Origin of the sequence: Paenibacillus montaniterrae (assembly GCF_018403185.1) — a bacterium.
GTDB classification, from domain to species: domain Bacteria; phylum Bacillota; class Bacilli; order Paenibacillales; family Paenibacillaceae; genus Pristimantibacillus; species Pristimantibacillus montaniterrae.
This window is the reverse complement of record NZ_BOSE01000009.1, coordinates 210,645-229,727: the sequence shown is the minus strand read 5'-3', so window position 1 is coordinate 229,727 and position 19,083 is coordinate 210,645. Positions and strand designations below refer to the sequence as shown.

The following is a 19,083-nucleotide window of genomic DNA, read 5'->3' as shown; positions in this document are numbered from 1 at the left end:
TCTTTCATGTTTACTTATTGCAGGCGAATACGTTCTCCATCTTGCAAAGGCTCGCTGCTCTCCAGAATCAACAGATCACCTTCATAAAGACTATCGGACTGAATTAACGTTTCATGATCATTCCTTTCAGTGGGCTGAACAGGCACTTTACTAACTACGAACACATTGCCCAATGCCCCTCTCTGCTCGTCGACTTTATACACAAACATTCCGTCACGCTCCTTATGAATCGCCTCGTTCATAACAACTAGTCCTTCCTGGCGAGAGCGTTTCTCGATGTTGATCCATGCTTGCTCGCCTCCTTTCAGTTCGGGATCTTCAACCTTGATGCGAACCACCTTCTGAGCAATCGTTCGAGTCTGGCCCGCCTCACCTCCAGATTCGAATGGTTCGTTTTTCGGTTCGGCATCCGCTATTTCAACAATCGTTCCTTCGAGGATTCGGGTCTGTTGTTCCTGAACGTTTTGCACCTCGACCTCGACCTTCGATCCTAACGCTATCTCCAATCGGGTTAACAACGCAAAATCGGCGGGAATATCTACTCTGTAACCGTGGCTGTCATTTGTGATCACTACATCCGGTTCGCCCGATGCCAACCCCTCGACTGCATTCAATGTTGTGACGATGCCATCGAAAGGAGCTTTAAGCTCCCGTCCGCTTGCCAAACGATCTCGCAGCTCGTCAATTATTCGTTCTTGCGTATCCAGATCAAGCTTTCGTGTTTCGATTGCACGGCTTGCGCTTCGAATGGCGAGTTCGTCATCTTCCCTTGAGGATTGGATGAACTGGTCCTGAAGATTTTGCAGCTCAATATTCATCTTCTTCAAGCTGGCGATTTCATTATCCAATTCACGTTCGGCGGTTTTGCTGTCATATTCGATCAGCTTCTGCCCTTTCTTCACTCGTTCGCCTTCCTTTACGAGTATCTTTTGGACCTTCCAGCCGGCAGGATTCGTTAATTGCGCTTCTGTGAAAGGCTGCAACATGCCGCTTCCCTCAAACGCAAATATTAAGCTTCCGGCAGCCAGCGGTTCCGTTCTTACTTTCGGCAAAGTTAATGATTGGAGCGTATTGCCGAAAAACGTAAGCAGCAGCAACAATCCTATAAAAACAATGAAGACGATTTGAATGGTTCGTTTGCGTCTGCGATCAACTTGTTCATTTGCTAACTCCATATCCCGACTTTCTCCTCCTAACAAACTTTCTGTTGGAAAACTTGCTTCTATTATCCCTTGATGCCGGATAATTGAATGCCTTTAATGAAATAGGTTTCCGCATACAGAAATAACAGCACCATGGGCGTCATATAGAGCACAGATGCCGCGAAAGCAATCCCTGGCTCGTCATTGATCCTGGACAAGTAGACGGATAACGGCTGCCTGAACGGGTCTTCCAAAAAAATAAGCGGCTGCTCTACCATGTTCCAATAATCGACAAATAAAAGAACAACAAGCGCTGCAAGACCCGGTTTCACCATGGGAACAATGATCGTGAAAAAAATACGCAAATGACCGGCGCCGTCCATCTTCGCTGCTTCAATGTAGGCATACGGAATATGCAGCATAAACTGTCGAAGCATAAATACACCGAAAGCTGCAAAAATGCCGGGCCATATGATGGCATACGGGCTATTCAGCAGCCCAAGTTTATCCGCCATAATATAATTCGGCACAAGTGTCACCTGAAACGGCATGAGCATCGTCATGACATAGACGAGAAACCAACGATCCCGGCCGCGAAACTGCAGCTTGGAGAAGGCGTACGCGGCAAATGCCGCTACTAAGATTTGTCCTGCGATAATCGGCGCCACTAAAAAGACCGAATTCCAGAACATCTTCAAATAGTTAGAACTGCCCACCAATACTTTGCCATACTGCTCCATAGACACTTGATCCGGCAGCCATTTTAAATTTCCGAATAGTTTTTTTCCTTTTTCAGTCGCTTCATTTATCTGCCCGATGGGCCCATAATTGAAATCAATTTCTTGCGCCGTCATAAACGAATTAGTAAACGTAATCACAATGGGAAATAAGAATAGAGCTGCAATTGCAGCCATAACGAGCGTGAGTGAAGCTTTATGTATTACTTTGAAAACTCGCATAATTTCCCACCTCATTCCATGAACTGCCGATATCGGCGTTCAACCGCAAACAATCCCATGACGATCAAAAGAATACAGCCGACCATCAAGTTCGCTGCCGCAGTCAGCTTCTGAATGTCCAACGACGTGAACATATTGTTCATATAATGCTGCATCATGTATATACTGTCATGCGGATAATCGCCTGCGATCAAATATGTTTCCCGAAATACTTTAAACGAGTTCATAATCGATAAAATGACGACAAAGAACATCGTAGGCGTGAGATAAACAAGGGTGATACCGCTAAACTGCCGTAAACGCCCCGCTCCTTCCACATAGGCGGTTTCATAATAGTCCTTCGGGATTTGCTGCAATCCCGCCAGAAATAAAATGACGTTATAGCCGATATTCTTCCATAAATAAACGACCATGATGACATATCGGGCCACTTCGCTGTTCATCCAATCCATACGATCAACTCCGAGGCCGCTCAGCCAGGCATTCACGGAGCCGTTCCAATCGAACAGTATTTGCCAAACGAGCACAATCGAGGCAACAGGAACGACAAGCGGCAGCACATAGGCAGTCCGCAACCATTTTCGGAAATATAGCTTGGAATTCAGCAGCAACGCCAAACCTAACGAGAGCGCGAGAATAAGCGGAACGCTAAACGCGCTAAAATAAAACGTATTAAATGCCGCCTTACGGAAGGACCCGCTCGCAAGCAATTCGCGATAATTTTCCAGACCCGCAAAGTGAAGATCAACAGGGCTGTCTACAAATGAATAAAACACTCCCATCATAAATGGAATCAGGTAGAACAGCGCGAATCCGGCTGCGCTTGGTGCAAGAAATATCCAGACCGCCGCCGCATCCCTGCGCATCCATTTCATAATCTTCATGGCAGCACCTTGCCTAAAGAACCATTGCTTCATTCCCAGCTCCCTCCAACCATTTATACCTATAGAATAGAAAGAGCTGTTTAAAAATTTAGTAGGGTAAAACTAAAGTTTTTATTAAAGAACGGATTAAAAATCTCCCATCTAATCAAAATAAAATAAGAGGGGCTATTGAACATAGCCCCTCTTTTCTTACCTATAAGCTATACTTCAGGCAGGCTGTCTAACGCCTAAAAAAATCCTTCCACGGATCATCATTGCCGCCGATCCTCGAAAGCGCATCTGTTATATTGATACCGTCCGGAGCCACGATATCAAGCTCATCCCACGCAATGGGCATGGAAACCTTGGCCCCTTCTCTTGCTCTGATCGAATAGGGTGCAATACTTGTAGCTCCTCTGCCGTTTCGAATCCAGTCGATAAATATTTTGCCGGCTCGGCTAGCTTTTCTGACATTGCTGGTGTAGCGGTCAGGCCATTTCTGCTCCATCACTTGGGCAACGCGCTTGGCGAAATCATGAAACAAATCCCAGCTCATTTCCTGTGTGAATGGGACTACGACATGGTATCCTTTGCCGCCGCTTGTTTTGAGATAGGAGTTCAACGAAAGCTCGGCAAGTATGCTTCTCACATCTCTTGCCCCCTGGCGAATTCTGCTTAGCTCCATCCCTTCATCCGGGTCTAAATCAAATACCATAATGTCCGGCATTTCAAGCTTGTCGACGCGGCTGCCCCAAGTATGAAACTCCAGCGTGCCCATTTGCGCTTCCGATATTAGCCCGGATATGCTGTCAATATAGAAGTAATCCTCCGTATTGCCACTGCCGGTCGTAATCGGCATTGTGACGATTCCTTTGCTTTCCGCACCGGGATGCTTCTTATAGAAGCAGGTTTGCGATACGCCTCTAGGGCAGCGAACAACAGTAAGAATTCTGTTGCTCACGTAAGGCAGCATATGCTTGGCTACCTTCTCATAATAGCGGACGATCTCTTCCTTAGTAATTTCAGGATCGCCGAAGACAACCTTGTCAGGGTTAGTAATATTTATTCCTTGGATCGTCATCGTTGCCTTTGCTCTCATTGATCTCCCCGCTTCTTTCATAGAGGATGGAGGCTCTAATTCAGCTTCCGCCGCCTTTTCTCTTTTTATTTCCCTCGGGTCCTTATCGCTTCTTAAGCCTTTATAGCTGGCCTGCCTTAGTAAATTATCCTCGGTCCATTCGGCAAATTTGATTTCTGCTACCAGCTCCGGTTCAAGCCATGTAAGTCTTTCATTCGATCGAGGCTTTGGCGCAAGCTTGAAGGGCGAGTCCTGTCTCTTCAGACTCTCAAATTTTTTCTCCAGCCTATTCATCTCAGCCTCGCTCATGCCAGTTCCGGCGCGTCCGGCATAGACCAACTCTTCTCCTTCATAGACGCCAAGAATAAGCGAGCTGACACCGCTTGATTTTTTGTCCGTAAGGGAGTAGCCTCCGATTACAAATTCCTGCCTCTTATCGCATTTTAGTTTGATCCAGTCACCGTTTCTTAAGCCGCTATAGTGGGAATCGGCCTTTTTGCCTATGATCCCCTCCATCCCCGCTTGACAGGCGGCAGCGAAGCTTTCCTTCCCACTTCCCTTAATGTGACGGCTGTAGTAGAGATTGCTTGGAGCGTTCTCCAGCAAGCCTTCAAGCATTTCCTTTCGTTCAAGCAAGCGGCGCTTGCGAAGATCTGCACCATCCAATGCGAGGAGGTCGAAGACAATATAGGTCAAATTGTGGCCCTTAGGATTTTTCATATAGTTTTGCAACGCTTGAAAATCCGTTTTCCCTGTTGCATCTGTAATGGCAACCTCGCCGTCCAGAATCATCGCTCTTCCCGCAGCAAGGTCGATTAGCGAGGATGCGATCGTATGAAACCGCGCAGTATAATCATTGCCGTTTCTTGTCATGAGCTGGACGTTGTTTCCTTCCACAAACGCCACAATTCTATAGCCATCGTATTTTAGCTCGTAGAGCCAGTCCTCACGCTCGGGAATCGCATGAACTAATTTGGCAAGCTGCACCTCGATTTTGTTAAAGGGATTTCTTATTACTTTTTCGTCTTCTCCTCTTTCGATTTCATCCATTGTGCGTCCGGTTCTAACACTGGTGGTAAATTCGCTAATTCCGCTATTCGGCTGGACGTACTCATCTCTTTCCTTCAGTAAAAGCCAGTTGTCCTTATCCTCGCCTTCCTTCGGCTTTAAGCGAATTAATGCCCATTTTCCTTTAAGCCGTCTTCCTCTTAGCACAAACTTCAGCTCGCCTTTAAGCAGCCCTTGCTCCACATTGCCATACGGCTCCCAGAAGCCTTCATCCCACAGCATCACGACGCCGCCGCCGTATTGCCCCTTAGGAATTGTTCCTTCAAAGTTACGATATTCCAATGGATGGTCCTCGACCATTACGGCAAGCCTTTTATCATGCGTATCGTAGGAGGGGCCCTTGGGAACTGCCCAGCTCAAAAGCACACCTTCCCACTCCAGTCGCAAATCATAATGCTCTCTTCGCGCCATATGATGCTGAATGACAAATCTTAGCCCTTCTTCTGAAGCTTCTATGCTTCCCTCAGGCTCCAACGTTCTTTCGAAGTTTCTTTTTTGATTGTACTCGCTTAGTTTCGCAGTCATAAATAAAATCACGCCGTTTCGAGATATAATACCTTCAAAGATATTATTTCCAACTAAACAGGCAGTATGCGGCGTACCAGACTTGTTAATTGTCTAAATATTCAGTTAATTGTTTTCGTTTTCTTTGTGAATATATGCAGTATGCCAAGCGCGTAAAAAATTATGCTTACTGCAATAACACTATAAAGAAAGACTGTAATTGATGTTGGAGCCCATACCTTTATAAAAGCCCAAGGCAGTCCGCCAAGCATAATTTTGGGAAACATTACTGTGACTGTTATTGCAGCTGCTACAAGCAATGTATGTGCAATGAACAGCATGCTGCGCTTTACATTCAGTTTAGCCCGTATGCGCTGCTTTTTCACAAGCTTCCTTATAATCAGCAGGGAAAACAGAAGGAACAAAGCACCAAGGCTGACGACGACGATCCATAACATGCTCACAATCTGATCTATTTGTTGATAGCTGTCTGTATGTGCTCGCGTTATGTCATGCCCTTCCCACAGCTCCAATACCCCTTGAGCAATTGCCGTTGTAAAGGTCGTGTTCAAATTGGATAGAACGGCTACCCCCAATTGCTGATCCGGCTGCATCATAATATACGAAGTAAAGGTCGGATTTTCACCGGCATGAAACCAATAGCGCTTATTGTTTTTTTCAGTAATCCCCCATCCGCTGGCATAATAGGTATCCTTATCGAATGGATCGACAGATTGATCAGGGGCATGCGATTGTTGAATAAGCTCTCTGTCAAACGCAATGCTTGAATCGCTCCCCAGCTGCAGGTTCATCCATTTGGCAATATCATTAGCGTTGCTGACAATATAGCCTGCCGGAATATTTCCGCGATAAATAGGCGGGGTATACGGCTGCGCTTTTCGAAAGCCTAATTTATGTCCAGCTGCCATTTCGCTGGATTGTACCTGATGCAAGCCGACAAATGTGTTCTCCATGCCGATAGGCTCCAACAGATGCTGCTTCATATATTGGTCATAAGGCTGCTTTGTTACAGTTTCAATAACTAGTCCCAGAACGTCGTAATTGATCGTTGCATATTCAAAGGAACTTCCCGGCTCACGATTCAACTGCTGACCAAGCAATGTTTTGACCGTTAATTCAAGCGCATTTTCCGCGTTGCTCTCCGGAATTTGAGTTATCGAGTTAGAAGGGATGCCGCTCGTATGATGCAGCAGCTGACTTAACGTGATCGTTTGCGGCTGCCCGTTATACGTTAACTCCAGCCACGGGATATATGTTCGAACATCGTCCGACCGTTTAAGCAGCCCTTCCTTCTCCAATTGCAAAATGGCAAGTCCGGTAAAAGCTTTCGTTGCCGAGCCGATTTCGAATAAGGTATCGGCGGTTACTGGTGCTTTCGTTTCTGGATTAGCATAGCCGAACCCTTTCTGGTACACCGTTTCTCCCTTCTCTACGATAACGACCGCTAAGCCTGGAATATGGCTTAGCTCTTGCTGCTGTGCAACAAACTCCTCAATCTTTCCTATAGCTGCACTAGATTCCGCATTTGCAAGATGCGGAGCAAAGCTGTACAAAAACATAAGCGCTGCTATCATAAGCAAGCTCATTTTAACGAAATATTTCATTTCAAACTCCCCTTAGTTAAACTAATGCTTTTCATATAGCTGTGGCAGGCCACGAGAAAGTAAATGGTTTGCAGGCCAATATAAATACCGATAATAACAAACGAGTACAGCCAATTCGATACCATAAGCAGGTTGTCCAAAGCTTTAAGCGCGAAAAGCGCATGGATTATGCCGACAAGGCATGGCGCGAAAAAAAGCATGCCGACTTGCATAGAGATGATCGTCCTAAGCTCTGCCGGCGTAATGCCGACCAACGTCAGCGCCTTGTACTCCGATTGATCCTCCTGTAAATCCGTAAACAATTTGAAGTAAATCATGCTTCCCGAAGCGATAAAAAACAGAAAGCTGATAAATGCGCCAATAAACATCGTAAGCGAAATGATCCCTTGAGGGTCCTCATATTGCGTCTGCACATTGTCCAGCTGAACAGCAAGACCTAGCATATACACCGTTCCGGATGCCGTTACTATAATGGCACTTAAAATTGACACTGCAAACAGCATGCGCGCATTCTTTTTAAGCTTAAGCCCCAGCTGGGCCAATACGATCATATTTGTTCGATAATAATAAATGCTGCTGCTGCCTATAATGAATCGCAGTAGCTGCTCACTAAACCTTGTAAACAGCAAATAAGTCCCTGCTATCGCCAGCAGCAAAATAATCGGCGCAAGGCGGTTGAAGTTTGCTGCATTTAATACTAAGGCCATGCCGTAGGAAGCTGCCAGAGCAGCAATGGCAAGCCAAGCAAGCGATGGAGAATGAGGGGTTCTTTCCTCCTCCTCGTCTGTTAACTGAAGCAATTCAGTAATTTCCAATCGTGCAAGCTGCAAAGCTTTCACAATCGAGATCGAGATGAACAATATGAAGAATCCCCCGGCGGTCATCCAAAGCGCGTCAAGCGGTACTGCAACCGCAATAGAATCCTTCATTCCAAGCAGGACAGCAAGTGTCATAAGGAACGGCTTGCTAAAAAATATGCCGAGTCCAATACCAGCCGCAATAGCCGCCAGGGCAATCAGAATACCTTCATACACAATCAGCCTGCGAAGCTGCATGCGTGTCATGCCAAACATAAAGAAAAGGCCAAACTCCTTGCGCCTTGATCTTAAAAAAGCAGAATTGGCGTACAGCACGAACCAAAACGAGAACATGACGATTACGAACTGACAAAGCACCATGCCCACCCTTACCTTTGAAGCTTCACTTGCAAGGTCCGGATGTGCAACAAAGGCCGCATACATATAGAAGATCATGACCGAGAATACGCTGCTCATAAAAAATGCGCCGTAGGACCGCCAGTTCCCGCGAATATTGCTAAATGCGAGCGAACGGAGTGTCATTAAAGTTCCCTCCCAGCACACTAAGCACGTCTAATATTTGTTGAAAGAACGCCTGGCGATTCGAGCCGCGCCGAATTTCAGAGAAGATTGCCCCGTCTTTAATAAACACAATGCGCTGACAATAGCTTGCTGTAAATGGGTCATGCGTTACGATGAAAATCGTTGCTTGCTGCCTTTCGTTCAGCTCTTTTAGCAGCTCCATCACATCCTTCGCCGCCCCTGAATCCAAGCTGCCTGTCAGCTCATCAGCGAGCAATATCGACGGCTCATGAATGAGGGCGCGAGCAATCGCCGCACGCTGCTTCTGTCCGCCCGATACTGCATAGGTGCGCTTGCTTAACAAATCAGCAATTTGCAGCCACTCCACAAGCGGCTTTAGCTTTGCCTCGATCAATTTAGGTGCGGTCCCTTCAAGTACGAGTGGCAAAACAATATTTTCCTTAATCGTCAAGGAATCGAGCAGGTTAAAATTTTGAAAGATGAAGCCAAGCTCGCGTCTTCTGAACAGCGCTAATTGCTTATCGCTAAGCTTACTCGGATCTATCCCATTAATTTCGATATGACCGGATGTTGGGCGATCTGTCGCTGCAAGCAGATTGAGCAGCGTCGTTTTCCCGCTGCCCGACGGCCCCATAATGCCAACAAATTCGCCTTGCTCCACCTGCAGATCAATATCGTTCAACGCTCTGCATACGATATTTCCTTTGGAGATGTACGTTTTGTGGAGTTGCTGCACGTTAAGCACGCTCATGTTGTAAATGTCCTCCTCTCACTTCAGCTTGAAGCTCTCTTCAGCGTTTAGTATAGCGGGATATAAATTGCCTCTCCATCGATTTAGCTAACAAATTTCATACTGCAAATGTGACATCGTTGTCACAAAGCATACATATGTCCTGCCCCTTATTGCTCGCCAAGAAGGTGAATGCCATGCGGGTGAAATACAATTGTAAATGTGGTGCCTACACCAAGCTGCGACGCTACCGACAGCTCGTGGCCGAGCCTGCTGCATACCTGCTTTGCCAAATACAAGCCCATTCCCGTCGATTCTCCAGCAGCTCGCCCATTCTCCCCAGTGAAAAACGGATCAAATATGCGCGGCAAATCATGCGGTGCAATCCCGCTTCCTTCGTCCGTTATGTGAAGCTTGCTGCTGCCATCGGCAGCCTGCTCCAAGCAAAAAACAAGCTTCTTTCCACCAGCCTTGTCCTTGCTGTACTTAATCGCATTGCTAAGAAGCTGATTGAGGACAATCGTAATCCATTTCTCATCTGTTTCTGTCCATGCTTCACCTTGAATAAGCGGTACTACGTTATGACGAATGCAAAGACGCTTATGAGCAATTAACACGTCACGCACTACATGATGCAGCGGTATTCTTCTAAGCTGAAGATCCATTTCAAATCTCTCAAGGCGTGCGGTATGGAGCATCATTTCCAGCCCTCTAGCCATACGATCTGCTTCCTCATGCAAACTTTGAGTGAGCTCGCTTTGCTCCTCCTCTGTTAGCGGCATCTGCTTCGCCGACTCCTGCAAAAGCAGATCGATCACAGACAAAGGCGTTTTCATATGATGCACCCACTGCAGTACGAAATGATTGTGCAGCTCCTGCTGACGACGATGCACACCGAGCTTATTGAGCTGAGCGCTCATTTGCTTCTCCAATAGACGAGCAACGAGCTGTTGCTCCTTCGTTACCGCAGTCTGCATAATTGCTTCCACCTGCAGCTCATCCGAGCCTTCAAGCGCATAAATTAGCTGCTTGTAATATGCCTGCTGCCGAATGTAGGCAACAGCGAGTCCAAGCAGCAAAAAAAATGCAGCCGCAGCTGCAAAATAGGATATTGTGCCCGTCTCCACTAATCCGGGATAGCGCATATTTTCAAGCAGCATTAGGCCAACGCCAATGCTAATAATAATGAGAACAATTAATACATATAGGAGCCGATCGCGGAGAAACACTACTGCAGATCGCATACTCATTGGCTTATCTCCCCTTCATTTGCATCAATAATCAGCTTATAGCCCATGCCGCGTACTGTGGCAATCGCATTTGGCAGCCCCAGCTCCTCAAGCTTTTTCCGCAATCTCGCTACATTGACTGTCAGCGTATTGTCATCCACAAACTGTGCATTGTCCCATAAGGTGCCGAGAAGCTGATCGCGCGCAATCGTCTTGCCGTACTGCTGCATAAAGCACTCGGCCAGCAGCTGTTCATTCTTCGAGAGCTGAGCTTTGCGATTTTGCCAAATCAGCTCATTGCGGCTTACATTCAGTCTCAAGCCTTGAATGTTCAATTCGCTGTCGGGCGATGGAGCAAGGCCTGCTGAGCTTGAATAATCCCCATAAACGCGTCTCAGCATGCCCTTCACCTTTGCTATTAAAAGATCCAAATGAATAGGCTTCGTAATATAATCGTCGCCGCCGTTTTCAATCGCCATCACTTGATCCATTTCGCCTTCCCGAGCGGATATGAAAATGATCGGCATATTGGAGGACTTGCGAATTTGTCTACACCAGTAATATCCATCAAAGTATGGCAAATTAATATCGAGCAGGATCAAATGCGGCTCATAATCTGTCAGCTCCGGCATAATGTCGCGGAATTCTGTCACACATAACGCGTCAAATCCGTACTTTTCCATATTCCGCTTTAAGACCGCGCTAATTTTGCGGTCGTCCTCTACAATAAAGATCCGGTACATCTGCTTCCTATTCCTCCTCAAGCCACCCGCCTAATTTAACACAACATTATAACCCGAAATAGCTCGAACTTAGCGAAACTCAATACTTAAAATAATCCTTCTATCATTTGCTTTGATTATATCACAGCAAAGCGACTTAATATCTTTCTCTGAAATTACCTTAGAAGCGTTTTTTTGATACTAATTGCCCTTTTATTTCACTAGTGGTATATTACATGTATGAAATATATAGACAAAGGAGAGCTCAATGGGCATCATTTCGAATGTTGAATTTATGCTTCTGCAATTGATTGCGGAATGTGGTCAGGCTTCCGGGTATGATATTAAGAAATTAGTCGATCAACGGGGCTATAGAGAGTGGACAAATATTGGTACGACCTCAATCTATGCCGGACTGAAGAAATTGGGTGATAAGGGATGGATCGTCTCCGAGGAACCCCATAGAAAATCTGGCAAGGGTCCCTTACCGGTCTGTTTTTCTCTTACGGATGCTGGTCTGGCCAAGTTAAAAGCGGAAACGATCAGCAGTCTGTCCGCTACCCGGGAACGCGACAGCCGCTTCGATCTCGGCTTGGCTGCCATGGCTCATATTGGGAAAGATGAAGCCATCTCGGCTTTGCGGACAAGACTCGATTTCCTTGAGCAAGCCTCGGTTAAAGTCAGACAGAAATACGAAGCACAAGGCAGTGCTCATTTGCCACTGCATGTAAGAGCGCTGTTTTTGCATCCGTTAAGCTTAATTGAGAGTGAACAAGCATTTGTAGCACGTCTAATCAACGAATTATTGGAGGAGAGCGAAATTTGGAAGCAATAATTGAAGGCTTTATTCCTTATCAAGGCGAGCACTGCGAGACAACCACGATAGGCAACCTGCTGCAGCATGCGGGAATTCAATTGTCTGAATCGATGCTATTTGGACTTGGACAAGGGCTTGGATTCATTTATTGGGACTCAAAGAATATGGACTTTCCTTTTATCGGTGGAAGAATAAAGCCTGATACATTAACCGCCAACCTCGCTGAACGACTCCAACTGCCCTTTAAAATCCAAGAAACCTCGTCTATCGACAAGGCTTGGCAAAACGTGCGAAATTCCATCGAACAGGGGGTTCCAGTCGGACTGAAATTAGATTCCTATTACTTGGACTATTTTACGAGCAACGTGCATTTTGCTGCTCACTACGCGGTCATTTACGGCTTCAGCGATGAATATGCTTATATGGCCGACACTAAGCAGCAGGGGGGTCAACTGAAAACACGGTTGACAAGCCTGGCCGCAGCCAGAAACGCTAAAGGACCTATGAGCTCCAGGAATCGCTCGATTATACTAACGCCAATCAGCGAATTACCGCCGATCATTCCGGCTATCCGTGAATCATTGACTAAAAATGCGCACGATTATTTGAACCCGCCGATTCGTAATGTTGGCTATAAAGGTATTCTGAAAATGAGCGCTGAAATGAAGAAGTGGCCTTCCCGCAGCAGCAATATCGAACATGACTTATGTCTCACTGCGCTGCTCATGGAACGAGCTGGAACCGGCGGTGCTTTGTTTCGCAACCTGTATAGAGACTATTTGCAGGAATGCGCTGAACAGTTGGACGATCCGAAGATCATACAGGCTCACCGCCTGTTTGTAGAAATAGCCTCATTGTGGGTCAATGTCTCAGCTTCGATTGACCGAGCAGGCAGAACAGGCGACTTCAAAGAGCTCGATCAAGCTTCACAGCTTTTGCTCGAGATTGCCGACAAAGAACGCGCAGCGATGGGGCTATTATTGTAACAGTTCAATCTTCTTTTTCATCTTTGTTGTTTACTTTCGTTATGACCATCACGATTAAAGCCATAAGCAAACCGACAACAGATACAATTGCAAGAATGATCGCGGAATTGTCTTTGGTGGTTGCTACAGTTTCCGCAGGCGATTCGCCTAATAAAAGTATTCCCGTTATTGCAAGCACAATAGAAAACACAATCGTAATCATTAAAATCACACCGTTTCTTCTATTTTGAGCTTTTGGTGGGAGGTACGCATTAACTGCGATTATCCTGACAAGGTAGATACTCATACAGACTATAATGATCACCATAACGTTAGTTGGATAACTCAGCCAGCGCACTCCGTATCCGTAAAGCCCTATGTCGATTAAAAGCGCATAAAACATTAGCATGAACATTTGATTGCCAATACTGTTGCGCTTTTCTCTTTGCATTTCGTCTAGACTGTTTTTATTGTTCTTCATTTTCATCTTCCTCCCAAAATAGTTCATCCAACGTTTTTCCAAGCGCTTTGCAGATTGCAATACAAAGCTTTATTGACGGATTGTAATCGCCCTTTTCAATCGCATTCATTGTTTGACGAGCTACTCCGACAGCCTCCGCAAGGTCTTTTTGGGACATGTCCTTTGCAGCTCGTGCTGCTTTTATCCGCAAGTTTTTACCCATACCTACCACCTCTCTATAAGATAGAGTAACATAAAACACTCATTTTGTCATATATATATTACAAAAAATAATTTTTATATGACTATATTAAATTCTATAATGGTTTACGTCATAAAAAAAGACGGCTTAATTAGCCGTCACCGAGCCTACCTATACCTTGAACATAATCTTCTTCTTGTTACAATGTACTGCGCCGCAGTTCATAAAAATACTGCACGCTTGGATGCTTTAGCTTTACTTTCTCGGACATGTTTAAAATTCGTTTCTTCCCAACTCGCCTGTCCATTAATGCTAGAATATTCAATAAAATATCGCTGCTCTCTATGCTCTCTTCTATTGGAATGGATAAAAACTTATTAGCTGCGACAGTAAAGTTTGATTTACTTAATGATGACTGTGCTAAGAAAATCTCTTTTGCATGTTCTGATATTTTTCTACCTCTGACAATTATTTTTAGACGTTCCTCTGGGATGGCTCCCTTGCCCTCTTTTCTGATCGCTTCAATTTCTTCACTGCTGATAGGAATTTCGATTGCCGGATCATTTTTAATTTCCAGCTCCGTCTGATACCATTTGATCAAAGTAGTTGCATCTCTCATATTTAGTACGTTCTTTTTATCTACCGCAATATAACAAAGCCCTGCTTTATCAGGCAAATAACGATAACCGGTTGCACGATATTCGACCCTTCCCTCTAATGCAGGACAGAGAAAACTTTCAAGCTGCTGCTTCAATTTACTCCAGGACATGTGTTCCTCCTATGTTCGAAATGATCCTTTAGCAGGATTTTAACTCAATTATCTCTCTAATCCAGCGATAACCTTCTTCTACCAATTGTTTACTTGGATTACTATGCGGAGTATGTTCGAATATAAACATTACATCCTCACATTGAGCAAGAAAACGAATAATATGCTCCACTTTATAAAAATCCCCAAATTCATGGGACGGATGAACCGGAATCCAGATGTACTTATCACCTTCGTACAAAACATTATGCAGGTGAACAGCTTTAATATGTGCTCTCCATTTATCTAAATAGGCAAGAATGTCATCTCCTGTTGCGATTAAGTAATCACCAATATCGATGCAAAGCTTTAATCCATATTTATTCCAAATTTCAATCGGGAAATCATGCAAATATTGTATGCCGACAGGAGAACGCTCCAATCCCAGCTTTGGTTCACAGATAAAAGGGATTTTGTATTTGTCTTGTAAGCGGCTTAATTTTTTTAATCCATCCTCAATGATTTCAGTCACGTTTTCTTCTGCTTCTTTTTTGAAGTATGGAAAATGAACCAGAATATATGCAGCACCTAAAGCCGACAATCTTTCCGCTTCAAGCTCAAGTTGTTCCCAGGCGGCAGCAGGCTCTATTTGCACCTTTTGAAGTAAATCGTATTTACTCCCACTACGAAATAAAGGCGAATGTACACCGTAGGAGACTTGCTTGTCCTTATTTATTTCAAGAAAATGTTGAAATGCAGCTTCATCAGGGAACTCCCCAATTTCTACATGATGAATCCCTTCCCAAAATAAGTCTTGAAACAATTCAGGGTCTGACATTATAGTGCTTCCTGAAACGCCGATTTGATGTGCCATTATATGTTCCTTTCATTATATATGAAATCGTTCTTTTCTCATTTGCATCATTATACCATATGGTGGAACTCCAATCCCGCAGCGTTTGTACATTCAGCCTTGAAATCCACAGTTCCATGATGTTACATTTGGAGAGTGCAGTCTAATCACTACTAAAAATGGAAAGAAGGTCCGGAATATGGGGATGTACGGATATTACTTTGCTATTGATGACAAAATGGTGCAGCAAATCGCTGCTGGCGATATTGCGTTAAACAATTTAAAAGTAGATGATTATCCCGGACTGGATATTGATAGGTCCTGGGAGGCGATTCACTTCTTACTTTGTGGAGCTATTTCCGATGGAGAGCCTCCACTTGGCTATGTTGTTCCACTGACATCAGACTGGGGTATTGATTTTGGCTCATTCGGAGCGTTCTTCTTGCGCGCTCAGCAGGTTACAGAAGCGCTTCAAGCCATATCCAAGCTGGATGAAGCACAGCTTCGTTTGTGGTATGATTTCCCAACTATGGTTCAGAACGAGGTATATCCTCTCGAACCAGGAGCTGTTTCGGATGAGGATGGAGAAGAGTTCTTTGCCTTCATTCTACAGCATTTTAACGAAATCCGGCGTTTCTATAGTGAAACTTCAGCTGCGGGCAAAGGGCTTATCTTCTATATTTTTTGATTCTAAAGACTATTCTATTATTGAGGTCATGTATATGCCGGTTTTGAAAAAACGAAAGTGGATTTTATCGTTGTCAGCTGTAGTTTTGATCGTTGCAGCTGCGGTTTCCATTTTCATACAAATCATTCTTCATTCCAATGTGCCAGAGCCTGCTGAAGGCAGCATCGAGCAGCGTTATGCAGAGCAAGGCAGCTATCAGGTAAAGGTAGAAGAGGTAAAAAATACGTTAGACGCGGCTTTATTCAGAATATACTACCCTGCATTTCAGAAAGGTGAGTCCTATCCTGTTATTTCCTGGGGAAATGGAACAGACGCCACGCCAGATCGTTATGATGAACTCTTGACTCATCTTGCCAGCTGGGGCTTCATTGTAATAGATTCCTATAGCAAAACAACAGGAACAGGTAAAGAAATTGTGGAGGCTATTGAGTATTTAATCAATGAAAACGAACGGGCAAGCAGCTTGTTTTATCAAAAAATAAATACAGAAAATATTGGTGTAGCCGGACATTCCCAAGGGTCGACTGGAGTCATTAATGCTCATACCAACTATACAAAGGGATCGTTAATAAAGACGGTTGTTTCCATCGCTCTCCCGGATTTGAAGTATTGTGATCCTGAAGATGTATATGATACAGCACGTATTACCGTGCCTTTCCTTATTATGGGCGGTACACGAGATTTTCTCATCTCACCGCTTTCTGCGAATCAATTAGCCTTCTATACGACCAAAACAGGCACTCCTGTTATGATGGGGATGGCAAAAGGGGCGGCTCATACGGCAATCGAAGGCAATGGAGGCAATCATAGAGGGTACCTGACAGCTTGGATGAGATATCAGCTGCTTGATGATCAGGAGGCGATGAAAGCATTCTACGGGAGTTCTCCCGAGATGATGGATAATTCCAATTGGGTCGACGTTATCCAGGCCAATATGAACGTACAATAGCCGCAGCATCGGCATAGTCAGTGGCCTCCAAGAGCACGTATCCAAGTACACTGTATCCAAGTACACTGTATCTAAGTACACTGTAAGGACTAGGATACTGTACTACAAACAAAGAGGGGTTATCCACCCCTCTTTGCGCTTTTAAACACTATAGCTGTAAAGGTCGGTCCCTGTTCCGAAGCTTTCCAGCCTGTTTCTGATCCTTTGCAAAAATTGACCACAAACCCATCCATCCAAAACACGGTGATCCATCGATAGACACATGTTTACCTTGTCGATTTCAACCAGCATGCCATCAACCAACGCTGGACGCTTCACGATCGCTTCGAAGGTTAGCATGGCCGCTTGCGGGTAATTGATGATCGGAGCCGAAAGAACTGAGCCGAAGGAACCTGTATTGTTAACGGTAAAGGTCCCCCCGCTCACATCCTCAATCGTTAAGCTGCCTGCACGGGCCTTCCTTGCTAACTGATGCACCGTTCTGGCAAGACCAGCTATATCCATTCGATCTGCATTTCGAATGACGGGAGTATACAGCGCCCGATCAGCAGCCACGGCAAACGATAGGTTAATTTCTTTTTTCAAGATAATATGTTCGCCAGCCCATTGCGAATTAAGAATTGGAAATTCCTTCAACGCTTCGGTGACGGCCTTCATAAAAAACGGGAAATAGGTTAAGGCGACGCCTTCCGTTCTTTGGAATTGCTCCTTGATCTCATTGCGAAATTGCACCAAGCTCGTCACGTCACATTCGATCATCGTCCACGCGTGAGGGATCTCTTGCTTGCTTTGAGACATTCTTCTAGCAATTGCCTTGCGAACAGCTGTGACAGGAACTTTTTCCTCTAGTTCTCCTTGCTCCGAGGGAGAGCCCATATCTTCGACCAACGCTCCCCGCTTCTCGAGAAATTCCATAACGTCGTTTCGAGTAATTCGTCCGAAGCGTCCAGTCCCTTTCAGCTGTGACGAATCCAGTCCATGCTCCTGAATCAGCTTCCATACCGCCGGTGAAAATTCTGCCGTCTCTATGCGGCAAATAACAGCTCCCACCTGCACGGTATCTCCTTCAGAAACAACAATTTCGGTTATAACTCCGCTCGTAACCGAGGGAACCTCTACAGTCACCTTATCGGTTGTCACTTCGCATAGCGGATCATACTGCTTCACCTTATCACCGATTTGGACGAGCCAGCGAATGATAGTTCCCTCGGTTACACTTTCACCCAGCTGAGGCATTGTAATGGATTCAGCCATACATTATCATGCTCCTCTATCAGATTCAGCAGTGACCGCGAATGGCGACATCGTACTTTCAGGGCTCGCGTTCGCCCCGTTGCGAAGCACCTTGCGATTTTCCCACATTGGCATGTAGCGCTCAGCAAGCTGGACCAAATCCCGGTTGAACTCCCGACACCTCATCATTCTGACTTCTTCTCCAGCAAAGGCACCTACCGGCAAAGCCGCTTTATCGTGCTCGCCCTCCGACTCCACCAACGGAAAAAAACCATAGCCGTTCAAGAGCGTATCAAGTCTAAAACGAATCGTCGGGCCAGTAATGATTTCATGCCCCTTCTCCGCTTCCTGATGAAAGAAATAGTGCAGGACCACCATAAAATGAACAAGCTCATCAACCAACTGCCTATCCGTTCGAAGCTCGGGAGCAACCGCGAAGCAGCCGGTGTAGGAAAGCAGCTGCGGCTTGCTGTCAAATTGAGCAACTAGCTCCTTCATCGCGGTCACATGTCGGTGATCGTCGTCGCTCTCGCACATCGCCAATGGAGAAAACGGCCGGTAATGCTCGCGGTACCGCTTCATCGTCGCATGTTGAAAGCCCAAAATCGGCTGCAGCTCGCCGCCTGCACGCTCCTGGCATACAAGCAAGTGATCGCAAAACCAACTAACCGCATCTACAGGTATGGGCCCCTTTGCATATTTTCTTCCGTAACCTTCAAATTTGAGCGTCGTCGTTTTTTCAAACAACTCGCGCACGAGCGGATCACTCCATTGCTCGTATGGGTTGATTAATTGAACGATATGGCACGATGAAAGAAAAGGATGCATGGCATCTTCCCCCTAACAATGACTTAGTAGAATCTGTTCAAGCATGAACGCTTTAATCCAGGCAGCCATCCAATTTCGCT

General features: G+C 45.4%; 19 protein-coding genes. 4 read left to right on the top strand and 15 right to left on the bottom strand.

Annotated features, from left to right (window positions below; translation table 11 throughout):
• Positions 1–14: 14 nt before the first annotated feature.
• The 9 genes from KJS52_RS21290 to KJS52_RS21250 all read right to left on the bottom strand — a co-directional run bounded on the left by KJS52_RS21290 (position 15) and on the right by KJS52_RS21250 (position 11,281).
• Entirely contained in the window at positions 15–1,175 is a 1,161-nt protein-coding gene (locus tag KJS52_RS21290) for an efflux RND transporter periplasmic adaptor subunit (RefSeq protein WP_213519296.1), read from the bottom strand.
• Positions 1,176–1,225: 50 nt separating this feature from the next.
• On the bottom strand, positions 1,226–2,101 hold the full coding sequence (locus tag KJS52_RS21285; RefSeq protein WP_213519295.1) for a carbohydrate ABC transporter permease: 876 nt from the start codon (positions 2,099–2,101) through the stop codon (positions 1,226–1,228).
• A gap of 11 nt (positions 2,102–2,112) precedes the next feature.
• Positions 2,113–3,018 (bottom strand): carbohydrate ABC transporter permease, encoded by a 906-nt coding sequence (locus tag KJS52_RS21280; RefSeq protein WP_246563843.1) that lies wholly within the window; start codon positions 3,016–3,018, stop codon positions 2,113–2,115.
• A gap of 187 nt (positions 3,019–3,205) precedes the next feature.
• On the bottom strand, positions 3,206–5,635 hold the full coding sequence (gene ligD, locus KJS52_RS21275; RefSeq protein WP_213519294.1) for a DNA ligase D: 2,430 nt from the start codon (positions 5,633–5,635) through the stop codon (positions 3,206–3,208).
• A 101-nt stretch (positions 5,636–5,736) separates the two neighbouring features.
• Positions 5,737–7,239, bottom strand: coding sequence for a serine hydrolase domain-containing protein (locus KJS52_RS21270; protein ID WP_213519293.1), 1,503 nt, complete (start codon positions 7,237–7,239; stop codon positions 5,737–5,739).
• The gene (locus KJS52_RS21265; RefSeq protein ID WP_213519292.1) at positions 7,236–8,579 is read right to left on the bottom strand and encodes an FtsX-like permease family protein; all 1,344 of its coding nucleotides are present in this window, start codon (positions 8,577–8,579) and stop codon (positions 7,236–7,238) included. Before KJS52_RS21265 ends, KJS52_RS21270 begins: the two co-directional genes overlap by 4 nt.
• On the bottom strand, positions 8,554–9,330 hold the full coding sequence (locus KJS52_RS21260) for an ABC transporter ATP-binding protein (RefSeq protein ID WP_213519291.1): 777 nt from the start codon (positions 9,328–9,330) through the stop codon (positions 8,554–8,556). The genes KJS52_RS21265 and KJS52_RS21260 overlap by 26 nt, the downstream gene beginning before the upstream one ends.
• Positions 9,331–9,479: 149 nt before the next feature.
• Positions 9,480–10,559, bottom strand: coding sequence for a sensor histidine kinase (locus KJS52_RS21255; protein ID WP_213519290.1), 1,080 nt, complete (start codon positions 10,557–10,559; stop codon positions 9,480–9,482).
• The gene (locus KJS52_RS21250) at positions 10,556–11,281 is read right to left on the bottom strand and encodes a response regulator transcription factor (RefSeq protein WP_213519289.1); all 726 of its coding nucleotides are present in this window, start codon (positions 11,279–11,281) and stop codon (positions 10,556–10,558) included. Before KJS52_RS21250 ends, KJS52_RS21255 begins: the two co-directional genes overlap by 4 nt.
• Before the next feature lie 247 nt (positions 11,282–11,528).
• On the opposite strand from KJS52_RS21250, the gene KJS52_RS21245 reads away from it, so the two are divergent.
• Positions 11,529–12,095, top strand: coding sequence for a PadR family transcriptional regulator (locus KJS52_RS21245; protein WP_213519288.1), 567 nt, complete (start codon positions 11,529–11,531; stop codon positions 12,093–12,095).
• Entirely contained in the window at positions 12,083–13,063 is a 981-nt protein-coding gene (locus tag KJS52_RS21240) for a BtrH N-terminal domain-containing protein (protein WP_213519287.1), read from the top strand. The genes KJS52_RS21245 and KJS52_RS21240 overlap by 13 nt, the downstream gene beginning before the upstream one ends.
• 4 nt (positions 13,064–13,067) lie before the next feature.
• Here the strand turns inward: KJS52_RS21240 and KJS52_RS21235 are convergent, their stop codons facing one another.
• From KJS52_RS21235 to KJS52_RS21220, 4 genes are all read right to left on the bottom strand, one after another.
• On the bottom strand, positions 13,068–13,523 hold the full coding sequence (locus KJS52_RS21235) for a hypothetical protein (RefSeq protein WP_213519286.1): 456 nt from the start codon (positions 13,521–13,523) through the stop codon (positions 13,068–13,070).
• Entirely contained in the window at positions 13,510–13,725 is a 216-nt protein-coding gene (locus KJS52_RS21230) for a helix-turn-helix transcriptional regulator (protein ID WP_213519285.1), read from the bottom strand. Before KJS52_RS21230 ends, KJS52_RS21235 begins: the two co-directional genes overlap by 14 nt.
• A 178-nt stretch (positions 13,726–13,903) precedes the next feature.
• Positions 13,904–14,473 (bottom strand): SF0329 family protein, encoded by a 570-nt coding sequence (locus tag KJS52_RS21225; RefSeq protein WP_213519284.1) that lies wholly within the window; start codon positions 14,471–14,473, stop codon positions 13,904–13,906.
• A gap of 28 nt (positions 14,474–14,501) precedes the next feature.
• Positions 14,502–15,290, bottom strand: a complete 789-nt coding sequence (locus tag KJS52_RS21220) for a TIM barrel protein (RefSeq protein WP_246563841.1) — start codon at positions 15,288–15,290, stop codon at positions 14,502–14,504.
• 253 nt (positions 15,291–15,543) lie between these two features.
• On the opposite strand from KJS52_RS21220, the gene KJS52_RS21215 reads away from it, so the two are divergent.
• A complete protein-coding gene (locus tag KJS52_RS21215) occupies positions 15,544–15,993 on the top strand; it encodes a YfbM family protein (RefSeq protein WP_246563839.1) in 450 nt (149 codons plus the stop codon).
• Positions 15,947–16,942: a poly(ethylene terephthalate) hydrolase family protein gene (locus KJS52_RS21210; protein ID WP_246563837.1), complete on the top strand. Its 996-nt coding sequence runs from the start codon at positions 15,947–15,949 to the stop codon at positions 16,940–16,942. The genes KJS52_RS21215 and KJS52_RS21210 overlap by 47 nt, the downstream gene beginning before the upstream one ends.
• Positions 16,943–17,083: 141 nt before the next feature.
• Here KJS52_RS21210 and KJS52_RS21205 read toward each other — a convergent pair whose 3' ends face one another.
• Together KJS52_RS21205 and KJS52_RS21200 are read right to left on the bottom strand one after the other, a co-directional pair.
• Complete coding sequence (locus KJS52_RS21205; protein ID WP_213519281.1) at positions 17,084–18,196, bottom strand: dihydrolipoamide acetyltransferase family protein; 1,113 nt, start codon at positions 18,194–18,196, stop codon at positions 17,084–17,086.
• A 6-nt stretch (positions 18,197–18,202) separates the two neighbouring features.
• On the bottom strand, positions 18,203–19,003 hold the full coding sequence (locus KJS52_RS21200; RefSeq protein ID WP_213519280.1) for a hypothetical protein: 801 nt from the start codon (positions 19,001–19,003) through the stop codon (positions 18,203–18,205).
• Positions 19,004–19,083 lie beyond the last annotated feature (80 nt).

Coding starts and splice junctions, on each gene's coding strand:
- KJS52_RS21225 (WP_213519284.1), bottom strand. CDS start 14,473: ATGTCCTGGAGTAAATTGAAGCAGCAGCTTGAAAGTTTTCTCTGTCCT.
- KJS52_RS21260 (WP_213519291.1), bottom strand. CDS start 9,330: ATGAGCGTGCTTAACGTGCAGCAACTCCACAAAACGTACATCTCCAAA.
- KJS52_RS21200 (WP_213519280.1), bottom strand. CDS start 19,003: ATGCATCCTTTTCTTTCATCGTGCCATATCGTTCAATTAATCAACCCA.
- KJS52_RS21230 (WP_213519285.1), bottom strand. CDS start 13,725: ATGGGTAAAAACTTGCGGATAAAAGCAGCACGAGCTGCAAAGGACATG.
- KJS52_RS21205 (WP_213519281.1), bottom strand. CDS start 18,196: ATGGCTGAATCCATTACAATGCCTCAGCTGGGTGAAAGTGTAACCGAG.
- KJS52_RS21245 (WP_213519288.1), top strand. CDS start 11,529: ATGGGCATCATTTCGAATGTTGAATTTATGCTTCTGCAATTGATTGCG.
- KJS52_RS21250 (WP_213519289.1), bottom strand. CDS start 11,281: ATGTACCGGATCTTTATTGTAGAGGACGACCGCAAAATTAGCGCGGTC.
- KJS52_RS21220 (WP_246563841.1), bottom strand. CDS start 15,290: ATGTCAGACCCTGAATTGTTTCAAGACTTATTTTGGGAAGGGATTCAT.
- KJS52_RS21280 (WP_246563843.1), bottom strand. CDS start 3,018: ATGAAGCAATGGTTCTTTAGGCAAGGTGCTGCCATGAAGATTATGAAA.
- KJS52_RS21215 (WP_246563839.1), top strand. CDS start 15,544: ATGGTGCAGCAAATCGCTGCTGGCGATATTGCGTTAAACAATTTAAAA.
- KJS52_RS21270 (WP_213519293.1), bottom strand. CDS start 7,239: ATGAAATATTTCGTTAAAATGAGCTTGCTTATGATAGCAGCGCTTATG.
- KJS52_RS21235 (WP_213519286.1), bottom strand. CDS start 13,523: ATGAAGAACAATAAAAACAGTCTAGACGAAATGCAAAGAGAAAAGCGC.
- KJS52_RS21255 (WP_213519290.1), bottom strand. CDS start 10,559: ATGAGTATGCGATCTGCAGTAGTGTTTCTCCGCGATCGGCTCCTATAT.
- KJS52_RS21285 (WP_213519295.1), bottom strand. CDS start 2,101: ATGCGAGTTTTCAAAGTAATACATAAAGCTTCACTCACGCTCGTTATG.
- KJS52_RS21290 (WP_213519296.1), bottom strand. CDS start 1,175: ATGGAGTTAGCAAATGAACAAGTTGATCGCAGACGCAAACGAACCATT.
- KJS52_RS21265 (WP_213519292.1), bottom strand. CDS start 8,579: ATGACACTCCGTTCGCTCGCATTTAGCAATATTCGCGGGAACTGGCGG.
- ligD (WP_213519294.1), bottom strand. CDS start 5,635: ATGACTGCGAAACTAAGCGAGTACAATCAAAAAAGAAACTTCGAAAGA.